At 70.4% G+C, this 16149-nt stretch carries 16 protein-coding genes; 3 read left to right on the top strand and 13 right to left on the bottom strand.

What is annotated here, in order from left to right:
* Positions 1-162 precede the first annotated feature (162 nt).
* Positions 163-609, bottom strand: coding sequence for a peptide-methionine (R)-S-oxide reductase MsrB (gene msrB, locus HNR07_RS10960; protein WP_184364757.1), 447 nt, complete (start codon positions 607-609; stop codon positions 163-165).
* A gap of 252 nt (positions 610-861) precedes the next feature.
* Between msrB and HNR07_RS10955 the strand changes: the two genes are divergently transcribed.
* The gene (locus HNR07_RS10955; RefSeq protein WP_184371880.1) at positions 862-1275 is read left to right on the top strand and encodes a hypothetical protein; all 414 of its coding nucleotides are present in this window, start codon (positions 862-864) and stop codon (positions 1273-1275) included.
* A gap of 146 nt (positions 1276-1421) precedes the next feature.
* Here HNR07_RS10955 and HNR07_RS10950 read toward each other — a convergent pair whose 3' ends face one another.
* The 6 genes from HNR07_RS10950 to HNR07_RS10925 form a co-directional block, all read right to left on the bottom strand.
* Positions 1422-2210 carry a GntR family transcriptional regulator gene (locus HNR07_RS10950; protein ID WP_184364755.1) on the bottom strand — a complete coding sequence of 263 codons (789 nt, stop codon included), beginning with the start codon at positions 2208-2210 and terminating at the stop codon, positions 1422-1424.
* A gap of 166 nt (positions 2211-2376) precedes the next feature.
* Positions 2377-3144: a pyrimidine reductase family protein gene (locus tag HNR07_RS10945; protein WP_184364753.1), complete on the bottom strand. Its 768-nt coding sequence runs from the start codon at positions 3142-3144 to the stop codon at positions 2377-2379.
* A 122-nt stretch (positions 3145-3266) separates the two neighbouring features.
* The gene (gene glgX / locus HNR07_RS10940) at positions 3267-5438 is read right to left on the bottom strand and encodes a glycogen debranching protein GlgX (protein ID WP_184364752.1); all 2172 of its coding nucleotides are present in this window, start codon (positions 5436-5438) and stop codon (positions 3267-3269) included.
* Positions 5439-5678: 240 nt separating this feature from the next.
* On the bottom strand, positions 5679-6419 hold the full coding sequence (locus HNR07_RS10935; protein ID WP_184364750.1) for a hypothetical protein: 741 nt from the start codon (positions 6417-6419) through the stop codon (positions 5679-5681).
* A 132-nt stretch (positions 6420-6551) separates the two neighbouring features.
* Complete coding sequence (locus tag HNR07_RS10930; protein ID WP_184364748.1) at positions 6552-8183, bottom strand: acyl-CoA dehydrogenase family protein; 1632 nt, start codon at positions 8181-8183, stop codon at positions 6552-6554.
* A gap of 147 nt (positions 8184-8330) precedes the next feature.
* A complete protein-coding gene (locus HNR07_RS10925) occupies positions 8331-8999 on the bottom strand; it encodes a pyridoxine/pyridoxamine 5'-phosphate oxidase (protein ID WP_184364745.1) in 669 nt (222 codons plus the stop codon).
* A 287-nt stretch (positions 9000-9286) separates the two neighbouring features.
* Here HNR07_RS10925 and HNR07_RS10920 point away from each other — a divergent pair, with 287 nt between their 5' ends.
* On the top strand, positions 9287-10468 hold the full coding sequence (locus tag HNR07_RS10920) for an MFS transporter (protein ID WP_184364743.1): 1182 nt from the start codon (positions 9287-9289) through the stop codon (positions 10466-10468).
* A 60-nt stretch (positions 10469-10528) separates the two neighbouring features.
* Here HNR07_RS10920 and HNR07_RS10915 read toward each other — a convergent pair whose 3' ends face one another.
* From HNR07_RS10915 to HNR07_RS36080, 6 genes are all read right to left on the bottom strand, one after another.
* Positions 10529-10981, bottom strand: a complete 453-nt coding sequence (locus HNR07_RS10915) for an Hsp20/alpha crystallin family protein (RefSeq protein ID WP_184364741.1) — start codon at positions 10979-10981, stop codon at positions 10529-10531.
* 182 nt (positions 10982-11163) lie between these two features.
* A complete protein-coding gene (locus HNR07_RS10910) occupies positions 11164-11946 on the bottom strand; it encodes a sirohydrochlorin chelatase (RefSeq protein WP_184364739.1) in 783 nt (260 codons plus the stop codon).
* Positions 11943-12644 (bottom strand): phosphoadenylyl-sulfate reductase, encoded by a 702-nt coding sequence (locus HNR07_RS10905; RefSeq protein ID WP_184364737.1) that lies wholly within the window; start codon positions 12642-12644, stop codon positions 11943-11945. Before HNR07_RS10905 ends, HNR07_RS10910 begins: the two co-directional genes overlap by 4 nt.
* Complete coding sequence (locus HNR07_RS10900) at positions 12641-12847, bottom strand: hypothetical protein (protein ID WP_017545529.1); 207 nt, start codon at positions 12845-12847, stop codon at positions 12641-12643. Before HNR07_RS10900 ends, HNR07_RS10905 begins: the two co-directional genes overlap by 4 nt.
* 83 nt (positions 12848-12930) lie before the next feature.
* On the bottom strand, positions 12931-14628 hold the full coding sequence (locus HNR07_RS10895) for a nitrite/sulfite reductase (protein ID WP_184364735.1): 1698 nt from the start codon (positions 14626-14628) through the stop codon (positions 12931-12933).
* A gap of 189 nt (positions 14629-14817) precedes the next feature.
* Positions 14818-14886, bottom strand: a complete 69-nt coding sequence (locus tag HNR07_RS36080; protein WP_363319952.1) for a putative leader peptide — start codon at positions 14884-14886, stop codon at positions 14818-14820.
* A gap of 137 nt (positions 14887-15023) precedes the next feature.
* Here HNR07_RS36080 and HNR07_RS10890 point away from each other — a divergent pair, with 137 nt between their 5' ends.
* Positions 15024-16025 carry a YihY/virulence factor BrkB family protein gene (locus HNR07_RS10890; RefSeq protein ID WP_184364733.1) on the top strand — a complete coding sequence of 334 codons (1002 nt, stop codon included), beginning with the start codon at positions 15024-15026 and terminating at the stop codon, positions 16023-16025.
* Positions 16026-16149: the final 124 nt, after the last annotated feature.

The following is a 16149-nucleotide window of genomic DNA, read 5'->3' as shown; positions in this document are numbered from 1 at the left end:
GGGGCACCCCCGCCGCGCGCGCCCGTCCGGTCGGCACTGGGGCCGAACTTCGGTGCGCTGGTGAGATTATCCCTGATCCCGCGGGCACGGGGGTCAGGCTGGCTCCGGATACGGCCCGTTCGGGTGGAACGGCGGGGACCCGGAACCAGGATGCTATGCCACCTACTCCCCGGGCTCCAGGGTGAGAGCGACCGAGTTGATGCAGTAACGGGCGTCCGTAGGGGTGTTGTACCCCTCTCCGTAGAAGACGTGACCCAGGTGGGAGTGGCAGGTGGCGCATCGCACCTCGGTCCGCACCATTCCGAGCGACGCGTCCTCGTGCAGGGTGACCGCGTCGGAGTCGGCCGGGTCGAAGAAACTCGGCCACCCGCAGTGGGAGTCGAACTTCTCATCGGAGCGGAACAGCTCGGTGCCGCATCCCCGGCAACGGTAGACGCCGGTGGCCTTGGTGTCGACATACGCCCCGGACCAGGGGCGTTCCGTGCCCGCCTGGCGGAGTACCGCGTACTCCTGCTCGGTGAGGCGCTCGCGCCACTCCTGGTCGGTCCGGGGAAGCCCCCTGGGCGCCCCGGCATCGCTCTTCGGGGTCTGGTCCGCTGCGTCAGCCATGGTGACGACGCTACCTGGAAACGTGCTCGGATGCTGACAGGGGGCCACAAGGCCAGGAAAGCTCCTTATCCACAGTGGCTAGGTAAATCCTCCCCAAAGGCCACATACCCCTAACTTCACCCTTGATGACGTTCGGTGCACAGATGTGCGGGTACGGGCACTGGCAGGGGTCAGTGATCGAAGTGCACTGAGGCAGGTGGCATGGCTGTTACAGCTCAACAGGCACTCGGAGTGAGCAGGCGACCTCTGCGCGTGGGCAGGATTCGATACGGACTGTGGTGGCTCGACCAGGCCACCGCGGGGGCCCGTTCGCGGGCCCGCGCCGTCACCGGCGGCGCGGCCACTGTGGGCCGGGAGCTGCGTTGGGCCGCGGAGCTCAGTGCCCGATCCACTCTGGCCGGGATCGACCACGCGCGGCCGGAGCCCTGGAACGACCGCAAACTGCTGGTGTTCGTCACGGTGATCGCCGTCGGCGCGCTGGCGGTGGCGCTCGTCCTGGGGGTGGGGATGGCGCACTGGGCGATGACCTCGTCCAACGCCATGCTCTTCGCGGCGGCCGGGGCCGTGGCGGTGGGACTCGCCTTCCTACCGCTGGCGTACCTGGTCTTCGCCTCCAAGCGGAGGCGTCGCCTGAGCACGGTCAGCCCGAGTGCGGACGATCGGTAGGAGACAGCCGGACGACGAGTCCGGACACGAGGGATACGAGGAGGAGGAGCGTCCCCAGGGGGCGTCCCTCCTCCTCGTACTGCTGTGCAGCGGAGAGCGGTGCGGGGGCCGGGCTGGCTCAGGGCCCGGCGTCGGGGGTGCGGGGATCAGGCGTCGAAGTCGTACTGCAGCACGTAGGCGGAACCGTCCATGGTGATCTCGTTGAACTCCACGGGCCGGTGGTCGGCGGTGAGGGCGGTGCGGGCCACCTCCAGGACGGGTGTCCCCGGGGACAGGGCCAGCTCCTGCGTCTCCTCGGGGGTGGGCATGCGGACCCGGATCTCCTCGGTGAAGTGGGCCGGGGCGTGCCCGAGTTCGGCCAGTCGCGCGTAGATGCCTCCGGGGCCGCTGTCAGGGGCCCGGACTCGGTGGGCGGCGGGGGAGTCCTCCCGGCCCGCCCACAGCTGCGGTGACAGGTGGGAGACCGCGCTCTGCACCGGTCTGCCGTCCACGAGGTAGCGCCGGGAACGGCGCACCACCGTGGTCCCCTCGCCCAACTCCAACGCCCGCAGGACGTGGCCCTCGGGGACGATCTCGTCGATGACCAGCCCCTCCACCTCGTATCCCCGGGTGTCGCTGTCGGTCTGCCAGATGGCCCGCCCGTTGCCCCACAGGTCGCGGGACAGGCGCCGGGCGCCGTGTCTTCGCAGGGGGCGGAAGGCGCGTACGTAGATGCCCGAGCCGCGTACGGCCACGGCCAGGCCCTCGTTGATGAGTACGGACAGCGCCTGCCGGGCGGTCGCCCGTGCGACGCCGTGGCGCTCCATGAGGGTGTTCTCCCCGGGAAGGCGGTCGCCGTCGGCGTACCGTCCGGAGCGGATCTGTCCTCGTAGTTCCTCGGCTATCTCCCGGTAGACCGGAGGGGACCCGTTTTCGGACGTCGGCACTACGTTCATCCTCTCGCCCAGGGGACCACACCGGTGAGCCCCGTTGACACGGTGTGTCCAGTCACAGCGTTTTCCGTGGGTGACACACAACGGGTATGTCCGGTTGCGGGATGGTTCATGCGTCATTGTGTGGTGGCCGAAACCGAGCGGTTATGGGCGCTGCCCGTGCGGCGCTCTATTCCCTCAGGTAACGCGTGAACAGGTTGCCCTCCGCCTCCAGAAGGTGCGCCATCCGCACGGGTGTGCTCTTGGCCGAGACGTGTTCGGGCGCCCCGGGGGTCCCCGGGGCGCCGGTGACGATCCGGGGCGATCCGGAACCCAACAGGTGCGGACTCACCGTCAGGCACAGCTCGTCCAACAGGCCCGCCTCCACGAAATCGGCCAGCAGGTGCGGCCCTCCCTCGGTCAGTACCCGGTACAGACCTCTCTCGGACAGGGCGTCCACGACGTGACCGGGGCTGACCGAGACCCCCTCGACCACCACCAGGTCGGCGTGCTCGGCCACGAACGCGCGGCGTTCGGCGGGGGAGTCCGCGACGGTGAACACGATGGTGCGCGCGTCCTCGGGGGCCGTGGTGAGCAGTTCCTCGTCGATCGCCAGTGACCGCGAGACCACCGCGATCCGCGGGGTGGCCGGGCGCCCCGCGCGCAGCTTCGCCCACACCTCGCGCGGCCGCACCGGCCGGTAGCCCTCCTGCCGGGCGGTGGCCGCGCCGACCACGACGACGTCGCACAGCCCGCGCAGCACGCCCATGACCCTGCGGTCGGGGTCCGAGGACAGGTCGCGGCTGCGTCCCGAGGGTCCGACCGCGCCGCCGTCGGCGCTGGCGACCATGTTGGCGCGCACCCAGGGCCGGTCCAGGGCCGACGGGTAGGCGTAGGCCTGGGCCAGGTCCACGTCGTCGCGGCCGGGGACGGGAAGGAGTTCGCGGAAGTTCGACATGGTCACCCAGGTTAGGGCGTGTCCCGGGACACGGCGAAGGGCCGGGAACCCCGCGGGTCCCCGGCCCGCTCGCGTCGGCTCGGCGCCCTCCCCGAACGCCTCGGCGGTCGGCCCTCAGGTCGTCAGCCGTGCCGGTGCGAGACGCGCCGCAGCAGCACCAGGGCGCGGTCGATCACCCGTACCGGGCCGCCCGCCGTCACGAACGGCCGACCCCCCACGTCGGGCTCGGCGGTGTCCAGCACGGTCTCCCAGGCCATGCCGTACTCGGTGCCCGGAAGCTTGAACTCCACCGACTCCGGGCCGCTGTTGAGCAGCAGCACGAAGGAACTGTCGCGGATGCGGCGCCCGCGCGGATCGGGCTCGGTGATGGCGTCCCCGTTGAGGAACACCCCCAGCGCGCGGTCGCCGCTGTTCCAGTCGTCACCCTCCATGGACGAACCGTCGCGGCGCAGCCACGAGATGTCGGGCAACCCGTCCGCACCGGACGTGCCCGTGCCCCCCGCCGTATTTCCCGCCGGGCCCTCCACCGGGCTGCCGCGGAAGAAGCGGCGGCGTCGGAAGACCGGGTGCTCGCGCCGCAGCCGGGCCAGCTCGCGCACGTAGTCCAGGAGGTCGTTGCCGGGGTACTCGCCGGTGAGCCCCGCGCCCTCCCAGTCGATCCAGGCGATCTCGTTGTCCTGGCAGTAGGCGTTGTTGTTGCCGCCCTGGGTGCGCCCTATCTCGTCGCCGTGCGAGAGCATCACCACCCCCTGCGACAGGTACAGGGTTGTGAGGTAGTTGCGGATCTGTCTGCGGCGCAGGGTGAGGATCGCGGGGTCCTCGGTGGGCCCCTCCACCCCGTGGTTCCAGGAGCGGTTGTCGTCGGTGCCGTCCCGGTTGTTCTCGCCGTTGGCCTCGTTGTGCTTGTCGTTGTAGGAGACCAGGTCGGCCATGGTGAAGCCGTCGTGGCAGGTGATGAAGTTGATCGAGGCCACCGGGCGGCGCCCGTCGTCCTGGTACAGGTCGCTGGAGCCGGCCAGCCGCGAGGCCAGCTCGCCCTTGACCGGTTCCCCCCGCCAGAAGTCGCGGACGGTGTCGCGGTACTTGCCGTTCCACTCGGTCCACAACGGCGGGAAGTTGCCCACCTGATAGCCGCCCGGGCCCACGTCCCAGGGTTCGGCGATCAGCTTCACCTGGGAGATCACCGGATCCTGCTGGACGATGTCGAAGAACGTGCTCAGCCGGTCCACGTCGTGGAACTCGCGGGCCAGCGCCGAGGCGAGGTCGAAGCGGAACCCGTCCACGTGCATCTCCAGCACCCAGTACCGCAGCGAGTCCATGATGAGCTGCAACGAGTGCGGGTGGCGCACGTTCAGGCTGTTGCCGCAGCCGGTGTAGTCGAGGTAGTAGCGCTGGTCCTCGTCGCTGACCCGGTAGTAGCCGAGGTTGTCGATGCCCCGCCAGGACAGGGTGGGGCCCATGTGGTCGCCCTCGGCGGTGTGGTTGTAGACCACGTCGAGGAGTACCTCGATGCCCGCCTCGTGCAGCGACTTCACCATCGCCTTGAACTCCTGCACCTGCTGGCCGCGCGAGCCGAGTGCGGCGTACCCGCTGTGCGGGGCCAGGAAGGCCAGGGTGTTGTACCCCCAGTAGTTGGTCAGCCCGCGCGCCACCATGGCGTGTTCGGGCACGAAGTGGTGCACCGGCATCAGCTCGACCGCGGTCACCCCCAGGGAGGTGAGGTAGTCGATCATCGCCGGATGGGCCAGCCCCGAGTAGGTGCCCCTCTGGTGTTCGGGGATCTCCGGGTGGCGCATGGTCAGCCCGCGCACGTGGGTCTCGTAGATCACCGTCTGCGAGTAGGGCGTGCGGGGGCGGGACTCGTTCCCCCAGTCGAAGAAGGGGCTGACCACCACGCACTTGGGCACGTACTTCGCGCTGTCGGCCGTGTTCTTGCGGTCCGGGTCGGCGAAGTGGTAGCTGAACAGCGACTCGTGCCAGGTGAGGTTGCCGTTGAGCGCCTTCGCGTAGGGGTCGGTGAGTAGTTTGTTCGGATTGCAGCGCAAGCCGTGCTCGGGAGCGTAGGGCCCGTGCACGCGGTAACCGTACTGCTGCCCCGGGCCGATCCCGGGCAGGTAACCGTGCCAGACGAAACCGTCGTATTCGGTCAGGGGTATTCGGGTCTCCTCGCCGTCGTCGTCGAACAGGCACAGGTCCACCTGTTCGGCCGCCTCGGAGAAGAGGGAGAAATTGGTGCCGGAACCGTCGTAGGTCGCACCGAGCGGATAGGAACTACCTGGCCAGACTTCCACCATGGGCGTCGTCAGTCTCTTGGTCTCGGGGCCCAGGAGGGCGTTTTTGTTGGTGACGACTTCTTTCTTCCGCCCAACGTGCCGAAGTATGCCGACGTGGGCCGATTATCGCTCATCGGCAGAGCTGTCCGCGATTTTATTTATGGTTTATTACAGAAAAGACCGTTTTGTGTTCCGGTGATTTCCGGGGTGACCGTGTGGCGGGGCGCGGCAACCGCCGTGCGCTTTCGTTGCCTGAGCCTGTCAGCCCGATGCCCTCCTCACCCGTAGAACCCCCGCCATCGTGCCCAGGAAGGCAAAGGTCAGGATCACGTAGACCAGTGTGCCGATGGCCAGGAGACTGATCCCCGCGTCACTGAGCGGAAGCGTCTGTACACCCGCGTCCGGTTGTCTTCGTGCTTCGTCCGCTCTGCTGCCCGCAACCACCAGATAAGCGATCTGGGCGACGGCGCTCATCGCGCAGAGCAGAGACGCCGTCAACCAGACCCAGGGCGGTCCCACGGTCCTCGGCGGGATCCGGTCCGGGCGGCGCGAGCGGATCAGGGCGGCCAGGCGCCGTACGTCCCCCACCTGCTGGGTCAGGTGTACCTTGCCGCCGTCGGCCAGGTACACCGTGCAGCGGAAGGCCTCTCCCGGCTTGGCCTTCTCATCGGTGCTGCTCCATGTGCCCCGCACCTCCTCCCAGGGCCATTGCCGTTGCCCGTGCCGGCGCAGGTGTACCAGCCCGCCCTCGCAGAACTGGAAGCGTTCGTCCGGGCCCGCGCGCAGGGCGTTGAAGAGAAACAAGGGGCCCAGGGCGCCGCAAGCCAGGAGGAGGCCGATGAAGACACCCTGCCGTCTGCCCTCGCCCCGCGCGCCGGTGGCCGTGTCGGTATCCCCGGACAACCCCGCGAGCAACACCAGGAGCGCGACGAACGCGACCCCGATCATCACGTATCCGTACACCAGGGTGCGCCTGTTGTCGACCGGATGCTGGCTGATCATCCTGCCCATACCCGAGCCCGGCACGCGTGTCCCCTAACCGTCGAGGAGGTCCTCCCACGGATTGAACTACGGGTGCGCCGACTCCACCAGAAGGGTCTGCCGAATCGTGATTTCGGAACCGGGCCGGGATACTCAACCGCGCGGGCGGGCCCGGTCCAGGATCAGTCCGGTGTCCACACCCCTGGGCAGTGTCCCGAACACGTGGCCCCATTCCCCGCCCAGCCGCGAGGCCGTGAAGGCCTCGGCCACCGGGGTCGGCGCGTAGCGCAGCAGCACCGACGCCTGGAGGGCGAGCGCCATCAGCTCCACCACCGACCGCGCCCGGTACTGGATCTCGTCCAGGTCGCCCAGGACCTGCCCCAACCGCTTCAGCGCGGCGTCGTAGTGGTCGTCGGAGCCCGCCGCGGTGTCCAGCTCGGCCATGAAGGCCTCCACCGACTCCGGCGACTTCGCCATCGCCCGCAGCACGTCCAGCGCCGCCACGTTGCCCGAGCCCTCCCAGATGGAGTTGAGCGGGGAGTCCCGGAACAGCCGGGGCATACCCGACTCCTCCACGTACCCGTTGCCGCCCAGGCACTCCAGCGCCTCGGCGGCGTGTACGGGCTGGCGCTTGGTCACCCAGAACTTGCCCACGGCCACGCCCAGGCGCCGGAAGGCGGCCTCGCCCTCGTCGCCGCGCACCGAACGGTCCACCGCACCCGCCAGCCGCGTCATGAGCGCCGTGGCGGCCTCCGACTCCAGCGCGAGGTCGGCCAGGACGTTGCGCATCAGCGGCTGCTCCACGAGCGGTTTGCCGAACGCGCCGCGCGACCCGGCGTGGTTGAGCGCGTGCACCACGGCGGCGCGCATCCCCGCGGCGGAGCCGATCACGCAGTCCAGACGGGTGCTGTTGACCATCTCGATGATGGTGCGCACGCCCCGGCCCGGCTCGCCGACCACGTGCGCGAGCGCACCGTCGTACTCCAGCTCCCCCGAGGCGTTGGACTTGTTGCCGAGCTTGTCCTTGAGCCGCTGGATGTAGAGCCGGTTACGACTGCCGTCGGGCAGGACCCGGGGCACCAGGAAGCAGGTCAGGCCCTCGGGCGCCTGCGCCAGGGTCAGGAAGACGTCGCTCATCGGGGCGGAGGTGAACCACTTGTGCCCGGTGAGCAGGTAGTGGCCCTCGCTGGTGGGCACGGCGCGCGTGGTGTTGGCGCGCACGTCCGAACCGCCCTGCTTCTCGGTCATCGACATGCCCGCGATCAGCCCGCGCTTGGTCAGCGGCGGACGCAGTCCGAAGTCGTAGGCGCGCGCGGTCAGCAGCGGCTCGTACTGTTCGGCCAGGGCGGGGGAGCGCCGCAGCGCGGGGACCGAGGCGTAGGTCATCGAGATCGGACAACCGTGGCCGCTCTCGGCCTGCGACCACAGGAAGAACTTGGCCGCGCGCGCCACGTGGGCGCCCTCGCGTTCCTCGGCCCATGGGGCGGCGTGCAGGCCGTGCTCCACCGCCTGGTCCATGAGCACGTGGTACGCGGGCTGGAAGTCGATCTCGTCGACGCGGTGGCCGTAGCGGTCATGGGTGCGCAGGACCGGGGGGTAGGCGTTGGCGGACTCGCCCCAGGCGCGCACCCGCTCCGAGCCCGCGGCGTCGCCGATCTCGCGCACGTCGGCCTCGGCCCAGGCCGCCCCCTCGCGGCGCAGGCCCTCCAACAGGGCGGGGTCGTCGGCGGCGCTGTAGTCTCCGAGCGGAGTGGCCTGGTTGAACACCTCGTGTGTGGCGGGCATACCGGCTCCGTTCCTGGGTTCGGGGGCGTTGGTGGGAGGCCTGGGCGGGCGGCTGGGAGGTGCGGGAATCCTATCCCCGCCCCGCACACCGAACAGAACCAGGTTCGGTATCGCCAGCGCAATACCCGGCTGGCGCTTAACACCTGTTCAGGGCCACAGGAGCTCGCGCTCCCAGGGTGCGGTCGTGTCCTCGCGGCGGTACCGCAGCCGGGTGTGCCGACGGTCGGGGTCGGCCTGCCAGAACTCGATCTCGGTCGGCGCCAGCCAGTACAGGCCCCAGTTGTCGGGTACCAGGTCCGGTTCGGCCACCAGCCGGGCCCGGCTCTCCTCGGCCGTGGAGCGGACGCTCTCCAAGCTGTCCAGCGGCTGGCTCTGCCGCCCGTGCAGCCCGGCCACCCGCCCCTCCAACGGGCGCGCGGTGAAGTCGGCGGCCCGCTCCTCGGGTCCGGCCAGCGCGACCGGGCCCCGCAACCGCACCTGGCGGCCCTGCGGGCCCCAGAAGAACAGCAGCGCCGCCCGCGGGTTGACCGCCAGCTCCAGCCCCTTGGCCGACGTCGTGGTGGTCGCGAACCACCAGCCCTCAGGGGTGAGGTCCTTCAGGATGAGGACGCGCGCCGAGGGCGTACCCTCGGCGTCCGCCGTCGCCACCGTCATCGCGTGCGGCTCGTGCACCCCGGCCTCGATCGCCTCACCCAGCCACTCCACGAACAGTCCCACCGGGTCCTGCGGAGCCTTGGCCGGATCGAACTCCGCGATCGGCCCCGCGAATACCCGCAGCCCCCGCAGCATGTCCCGGATTCCGCCCTGCTCGGTCATCACGTGCTCCATCCGGTCGGTGTCAGTCCCCCGAACCTACCGAGCGCGGCAGCCCCCGGTCCGTACGGGGCCCGGCGAGCCCCCGGTCCGTACGGGGCCCGGCGGAGTGCCGTCACCGGGCGCTGGAGCGGGACCGGGGAGCTCTCCGCACTCCAGTACCTCGGCCACCCGTCCTTCGAGCTCATCGCGCCGCCCGGCCGACAACACCGCCGGACCCGGCCCCGTCCCCCGGCTGGCCCCGTCGATACGATGCCCGACGCCGTAGGGCACGGCGGGAGGGGGAAACGATGGCGGGCGCGGGAACGGGCGGGCGCGGGCGGTGGCTCTGGGCGCTGCTGGGCAGTGTGGTGCTGACCCACACCGCGCTCAACCTCGTCCGGCCGCTCATCTCCTACCGGACCATCGCGGTGGGCGGCGACGCCGTCGAGGTCGGCCTGGTCACCGCCGCCTACGCCCTGCTGCCCCTGGTCATCGCGGTGTCCCTGGGCCGCTTCACCGACCGTGCGGCGCGCATCGCCTGGCTCGCCGGACTGGGGTCGCTCGTCCTGGCCGTCGGCAGCCTGGTCCTGGCCGCCTCCGGAGGACTGCTCGCCCTGGCTCTGGCCAGCACCGTCGTGGGCGTGGGCCACTTGTTGTGCATGGTCGCGGCGCAGGGCCTCATCGCCCGCTACTCGCGCCCCGAGCACCTGGACCGCGATTTCGGCTGGTTCACCGCCGCGGCCTCCCTGGGGCAGCTCATCGGACCGCTGATCTCCGGCGCGGTCCTCGCCGAAGCCTCGGGCCCGGCCCTGCTCCCGGCCACCTCCACCGCGCTGGTCGTCGCCGGGGTGGTCGCCGCCCTGGGCGTCCTGCCCCTGCTGCCTCTGGTCCGGCTGACCCCGCCGCGGCGCACCGCCGAGCAGAAGGCGGCGCCCCCGGTGCCCACCCGGGACCTGCTGCGCCGCCCCCGGATGCCCTCGGCCCTGCTCACCAGCCTGGCGCTGCTGACCGCGGTGGACATCCTCACCGCCTACCTACCGCTCATCGCCGAGAGCCGCGGCATCTCCCCGATGCTGGTCGGCGTCCTGCTGAGCCTGCGCGCCGGGGCCTCGCTGCTCTCCCGGCTGACCCTGCCGTGGATGCTGCGCCGCTGGTCCCGTCGGTCGCTGATCATCACCAGCACCGCGGTGGCCGCGGTCGCGCTCACCCTGGTGGCGCTGCCCCTGGGCGGTTTCACGGCCCTGGCGGCGGTCCTGGTCGTGGGAGGCTTCCTCCTCGGCATGGGCCAGCCCCTGACGATGGCCCAGGTGACCACCCTGGCCCCCGAGGGCGCCCGCGGCGCGGCCCTGGCCCTGCGCATCTGGGGCAACCGGCTGGGCCAGGTCGCCATCCCGGCCGCGGCAGCCGGGGTGGCCGGAGCGGTCGGAGCCCCGGGCGCGCTGCTGTTCTCCGCGGCGGTCCTGCTCACCGCCGCCGTCACCACCGGCTGACCCGGGCCGTCCCGGACACGGGGAAGGGCGCCCGCCGCGGGCGCCCTCGAAGGTGACGGGTCAGGACCTGATCGCGCTCTTGTCCTGTTCGGGGAGTACGGTCCGGCCCTGGTCGGGTGTGCTGTGGTCGACCGTGATCTTGCGGGCCCTGGACTGCTCCGCCACGGGGATCCGCAGCGTGAGGACCCCGTCTGCGTAGTTGGCCTGGATTCGCTCGGTGTCCAGGGTGTCGCCGAGGAAGACCTGTCGGGTGAAGGTCCCGGTCTGGCGCTCGTTGACCAGCAGCTCCAAGTCCTCCCTCCGCAGTCCCGCGCGCTCGGCCCGCACCGTCAGCACGTTGCGCTCGACCTCCAGGTCGATGCTCTCGTGGTTGACGCCGGGCAGATCGAAGTGGATCACGAAGTCGTCGCCGTCGCGGTAGGCGTCCATGGCCATCGCTGCCGGGCGGCCGTTCTCCATGAGCCGCTGGGCGATCCGGTCGAATTCACGGAAGTGGTCGTTACGCATCAACATCACTGTCGTCACCTCCACCTATCTACTTCAGAGCCAATGACTTGATGCGATCACGCTCAATTTTATTGCCTGCCTCGGGCGCCGTCAAACCCCGTGTTCCGTCCGGCGTCCGGTTGCGGAAACACGAAGAGACGGCCCCGGGAGAGGGCCGCCTCTTCGTGTTCTGTCGTTGCCGTCGTCCGCTACACGGCGGCGTGCCGTGCCGCGACCGCCGCGTCGTAGCGCTCCAGCACCACCCGGGCGAGCTCGGGTACGTCGCCGAGCGCTTCGGCGACCACCGAGGCACCCGCGGCCGTCGACTGGTCGCGCACCCGGTCGGAGAAGAACCCGTGCGCCAGCAGGTAACCGCTGACCGCCACCCGGGCGTGGCCGCGCTCCAGTAGGGACCGCACCGCCTCGCCGGGGGTAGGCTCGGCAGCCGAGGCGTAGGCCGCCACGACCTCACCCCACGGGCCACGCTCGGCCAGCTGACGGGCCACCGACTCGATCACCGCGTTGGCCCCGGCGTCACTTGAACCCGCCGCCGCCAGTACCAACGCGGTCCCCGGTTCGGCGTGCGCTCCGGCCTCGGCCAGGCGCCGCTCCACCGCGTCCAGCAGCAGCGGGTGCGGGCCCAGGGTGTCGGCGTAGTGCACCCGCAGCCACGGGCTGCGCTCACGGGCCCGGGTGAGCACCGCGGGCAGGTCCACCTTGCTGTGGAAGGCCGCGGTCAGCAGCGTGGGCAGCACCACGACCTCACCGGCGCCGCCCGCGGCCAGCTCCTCCAGGGCGTCCTCGGCGCTGGGCGCCACGTGGTCCAGGTAGGACAGCCGCACGTCCAGTTCGGGGCGTAGCGCCCGCACCCGCTCGAAGACCGCCGAGACCGCCTCGGCCGACCTCGGGTCCCGGCTTCCATGGGCCACCGCGAGCAGCGGAACCGACGGACGTCCCCCCGGCGCCCGCTCGCCCGCGTTCACGGCGCTCATGTGTGGATTCCGCACTCGGTCTTGCCGCTGCCCGCCCAACGGCCGCTGCGGGGGTCCTCGCCCGGCGCCACCCGGCGGGTGCACGGCTCGCAGCCGATCGAGGGGTAGCCGTCGTACTGGAGCGGGTTCACGATCACGCCGTTCTCGCTCATGTAGGTGTCCACCTCCTGCTGGGTCCACCGGGCGATCGGGTTGATCTTGGTCATCTGACGCCGCCGGTCCCACTGCACGATCGGGGTGTCGCGGCGGGTCACCGAGTCCTCGCGGCGCAGCCCGGTCAGCCACGCCGAGTACGGCTCCAGCGCCCGCTGGAGGGGCTCCACCTTGCGAAGGTGGCAGCAGATGCCGGGGTCGCGGCCGTGCAGTCGCGGGCCCAGGGCCAGGTCCTGCTCGGCCACGGTCCGCCTGGGCTCCACGGTGATCAGGTTGACGTCGTAGACGGAGGCCACGGCGTCGCGGGTGCCGATGGTCTCGGGGAAGTGGTAGCCGGTGTCCAGGAAGATCACGTCGATCCCCGGAGCGGTCTTCGAGGCCAGGTCCACCATGAGCGCGTCCGCCATGGAGGAGGTCATGCACAGTTCGGAACCGAAGGTCTCGGCCGCCCAGGCGATGACCTCCTGGGCCGAGGCCTCCTCCAGCTCCAAGGCGGCCCGCTCGGCCAGCTCGGGGCCGCCGGTCTGGGTGATCGTGGCGTTCATTCGTTGCCTTCCGTCGGTCTGGAGGGGGCGCCGCCCGCGGAGAACGAGGCGGAGCGCAGGCCCACGTACTTGACCCGGAAGACCCGGGCACAGGACAGGCAGGCCCAGGGGTAGCCCTCACCCTTGACGGCGGCGCCCTCCTCGGGCATCAGGTCCTCGTCGCCGCAGTAGGGGCAGTAGTAAGGCGCGGCCCTTTCGGACATGGCGCACCTCTTCCTTCCGGTAGGGGCCCGGCCCCCGTGGCGCCGGGGGCCGGGCGGACTTCACGGGCCCGGGGTCCGGGTCCTCACTTCAGGTCGGCGTCGTCGGCGCGGCCGACCCAGGCGGCGAAGTTCTCGCCTTCCTCACGCTGCTCCTGGAAGCGCAGGAGTACCCGCTCGACGTAGTCCGGCAGATCGTCGGCGGTGGTCTTGAGCCCGCGGATCTTCTTGCCGAAGGCCTGGGTCAGACCCATCCCGCCGCCCAGGTGGATCTGGTAGCCCTCCACCTGCTCGCCCTGGTCGTTCATGACCAGCTGGCCCTTGAGGCCGATGTCGGCGACCTGGATGCGCGCGCAGGAGTTCGGGCAGCCGTTGACGTTGATGGTCACCGGCTCCTCGAAGTCGGGGAGACGCTTCTCCAGCTCGTCGATGAGGGTGGCGGCGCGGCCCTTGGTCTCCACGATCGCCAGCTTGCAGAACTCGATGCCGGTGCAGGCCATCGTCTGGCGGCGGAAGACGCTCGGGTTGACCTGGAAGTCCTCGGACTCCAGCGCCGCGGTGATCGACGGGACCCGGTCCTCCTCGATGTCGAGGATGACCAGCTTCTGGTCGGCGGTGGTGCGGATGCGGTCCGAACCGTGCTCCTCGGCGATCTCGGCGATCCGCAGCAGGGAGGTGCCCGAGACGCGGCCCACCTTGGGCGCGAAGCCGACGTAGAACTTTCCGTCCCGCTGGCGGTGCACGCCCACGTGGTCGCGGCGCACCCCCGGGTCCAGCACCGGAGCGGGGCCGTCGGGCAGCGCGTAGCCGAGGTACTTCTCCTCGAGGACCTCGCGGAACTTCTCCGGACCCCACTCCTTGATCAGGAACTTGATCCGGGCACGGGTACGCAGGCGGCGGAAGCCGTAGTCGCGGAAGATCGAGCAGACCCCGGCCCAGACCTCGCTCACCTGGTCTGGGCGCACGAACGTGCCCAGGCGCTTGGCGAACATCGGGTTGGTGGACAGGCCGCCGCCCACGAACAGGTCGTACCCGGCCTCACCGGCCTCGTTGTGCACACCCACGAAGGCGACGTCGTTGATCTCGTGGTTGACGCAGTGCACGGAGCAGCCGGACATCGACGACTTGAACTTGCGCGGCAGGTTCGAGTACAGGGGGCTGCCGATGTGCTCCTCGTAGACCTGCTCGATCTGCGCGGTGGGGTCCAGGACCTCCTGCTCGGCCACCCCGGCCAGCGGGCAGCCCAGGATCACGCGCGGGGTGTCACCGCAGGCCTCCATGGTGGACAGCCCCACCGACTCCAGCTTGTCCCAGATCGCGGGCACGTCCTCGACCCGGATCCAGTGGTACTGCACGTTCTGCCGGTCGGTGATGTCGGCGGTGTCGCGCCCGTAGTCACGCGAGATCTCCGCGACGGCGCGCAGCTGGGCGGCCGAGAGCTGGCCGCCGTCGATGCGCACGCGCAGCATGAAGTAGCGGTCGTCGAGCTCCTCGGGCTCCAGCACGGCGGTCTTGCCGCCGTCGATGCCCGGGGCGCGCTGGGTGTAGAGGCCGAACCAGCGGAAGCGCCCGCGGAGGTCGGCGGGGTCGATCGAGTCGAACCCGGCCTTCGAGTAGACGTTGACGATCCGATCGCGGACGTTGAGCCCGTCGTCGTTCTTCTTGTTCTCCTCGTTCTTGTTCAGCGGCTCACGGTAGCCGAGGGCCCATTGGCCCTCGCCACGGCGTCGCCGTGGCTTGGCTGCCGTCGCGGCCTTGCCGGGCTGCGCGGAAGAGGGAGGCATCGCGGGTGTCTCCGATGGGGTCGCGGGGTGCTCACGGTCCCGGCGCCCGCACCGCTGGCCCGTACGCACCGCACGTCATCGTGGCTGGTGATACGGGTGAATTCCGCGTGTGTGGGAGATTCGAAGAGGGAGAGCGCCGGGGCCGCGCGCACCCCTGTGTCACGGGTGCGTCATAAAGGCGGCGAGGAGTTATCCGACGCTGCAACAGATGGCGCTGCTGACCCGAAGAAAGTCCACGTGGCGGCGCACGCGGAGCATGGGGTCAAGAACAGCGGTCATGTTTCGAGAATGGCACGGGGATCCGGTCCTTGTCCAGGTGTGCCCATCCAGGCGAGATGTGAGTCACGTCATGCTCGGCGGGTGCCGCCTGCTCACGGGACCGATAACGTTCTCCTGTGGTGGGTTTCTGGGAGGGCCTGTGGCGAATGTGCGACGCCTGGCTGCGTCGTCATCCCGTTTTCCACAACGGGATGCTCCTCGTGCTGCGCACCACCAGGGCGTTCTCCCGTGACCGGGTGATCGGCCTGGCCGCCGAGTCGGCCTTCTTCGCCCTGATCTCCCTGCCTGCCCTGCTGCTCTGCCTCCTGGGCGCCCTGGGGCCGCTGGCCATGGTGTTCGGCGAGGAGCTCGTGGTGGAGATCCGCGAGTGGATGCTGGACCTGGCGGCGCGCGTGCTCACCCCCGCCACGGTCGAGAGCGTCGTGGAGCCGTTGGTGGACGACTTCCTCGGCGGCGTGCCGGGCGGGGTCCTGTCGGTGACCTTCCTGGTGTCCCTGTGGTCGGGGTCGCGGGCGATGAACGTCTTCATCCGCTCCATCACCATCTCCTACGGCCTGGACGAGCTGCGCACCTGGCTGGGCCAGCGGGTGCTCGCCTTCTTCGCCTACCTCGGCGGGCTGCTGTTCGCGGTCCTGGTGCTACCGGTGCTGGTGGCCGGGCCCAACATCATCCACGAACTCCTGCCGATCACGGTGGGCCGCCTCAACCTCTTCTACTGGCCGATCGTGGGCCTGCTGGCGATCGCGGCGGTCACGCTGCTCTACGCGCTCAGCATCCCGGTGCGCACCCCGCTCTGGCGCCATCTGCCCGGCGCCGTGCTGGCCACCCTGGTGCTCCTGGCCGGCTCGGCGGGTCTGCGCGCCTACCTGGACGCCTCCTTCGGCCAGGTCACCATCTACGGGTCCTTGGCCGCGCCGATCGCCATCCTGGCCTGGCTGTACGTCATGGCGATCGCCGTGTTGGCGGGTTCGTCCCTCAACTCCGAGATCGACGCCATGTGGCCCACCGCGCGCACCGCGGCGGCCCGCGCCGAACTCGCCAACCGCCGCTTCGAGCGCGCCGACCGGATCGCCCAGCGCCGTGAGCAGGCGGTCATCGAAACCCTCAACGGCCGCTGACCGCAAACGGCCAGATTCCCTGCCCTGTCGTTTTTGTCGGTATTTTCGCGGTGTCCGGCGGGAAGCCGCGAACCCGCAGCCCCGAGCCCGTACCTCCTCTGAAGGGCCCCATGCGATCCCGGAT

The sequence above is a fragment of the Nocardiopsis metallicus genome (assembly GCF_014201115.1).
Lineage (GTDB): Bacteria > Actinomycetota > Actinomycetes > Streptosporangiales > Streptosporangiaceae > Nocardiopsis > Nocardiopsis metallicus.
Note: the sequence above shows the minus strand (reverse complement) of the source record. Positions and strands in the feature narration are given on the sequence as shown.

What these genes read in the sequence shown, in the direction of transcription:
- HNR07_RS10895 (WP_184364735.1), bottom strand. Translation starts at nt 14,628, where the DNA reads ATGCCTCCCTCTTCCGCGCAGCCCGGCAAGGCCGCGACGGCAGCCAAG.
- HNR07_RS10930 (WP_184364748.1), bottom strand. Translation starts at nt 8,183, where the DNA reads ATGCCCGCCACACACGAGGTGTTCAACCAGGCCACTCCGCTCGGAGAC.
- HNR07_RS10920 (WP_184364743.1), top strand. Translation starts at nt 9,287, where the DNA reads ATGGCGGGCGCGGGAACGGGCGGGCGCGGGCGGTGGCTCTGGGCGCTG.
- HNR07_RS10945 (WP_184364753.1), bottom strand. Translation starts at nt 3,144, where the DNA reads ATGTCGAACTTCCGCGAACTCCTTCCCGTCCCCGGCCGCGACGACGTG.
- HNR07_RS10910 (WP_184364739.1), bottom strand. Translation starts at nt 11,946, where the DNA reads ATGAGCGCCGTGAACGCGGGCGAGCGGGCGCCGGGGGGACGTCCGTCG.
- glgX (WP_184364752.1), bottom strand. Translation starts at nt 5,438, where the DNA reads ATGGTGGAAGTCTGGCCAGGTAGTTCCTATCCGCTCGGTGCGACCTAC.
- HNR07_RS10905 (WP_184364737.1), bottom strand. Translation starts at nt 12,644, where the DNA reads ATGAACGCCACGATCACCCAGACCGGCGGCCCCGAGCTGGCCGAGCGG.
- HNR07_RS10900 (WP_017545529.1), bottom strand. Translation starts at nt 12,847, where the DNA reads ATGTCCGAAAGGGCCGCGCCTTACTACTGCCCCTACTGCGGCGACGAG.
- msrB (WP_184364757.1), bottom strand. Translation starts at nt 609, where the DNA reads ATGGCTGACGCAGCGGACCAGACCCCGAAGAGCGATGCCGGGGCGCCC.
- HNR07_RS10925 (WP_184364745.1), bottom strand. Translation starts at nt 8,999, where the DNA reads ATGACCGAGCAGGGCGGAATCCGGGACATGCTGCGGGGGCTGCGGGTA.
- HNR07_RS10935 (WP_184364750.1), bottom strand. Translation starts at nt 6,419, where the DNA reads ATGATCAGCCAGCATCCGGTCGACAACAGGCGCACCCTGGTGTACGGA.
- HNR07_RS10915 (WP_184364741.1), bottom strand. Translation starts at nt 10,981, where the DNA reads ATGTTGATGCGTAACGACCACTTCCGTGAATTCGACCGGATCGCCCAG.
- HNR07_RS10950 (WP_184364755.1), bottom strand. Translation starts at nt 2,210, where the DNA reads ATGAACGTAGTGCCGACGTCCGAAAACGGGTCCCCTCCGGTCTACCGG.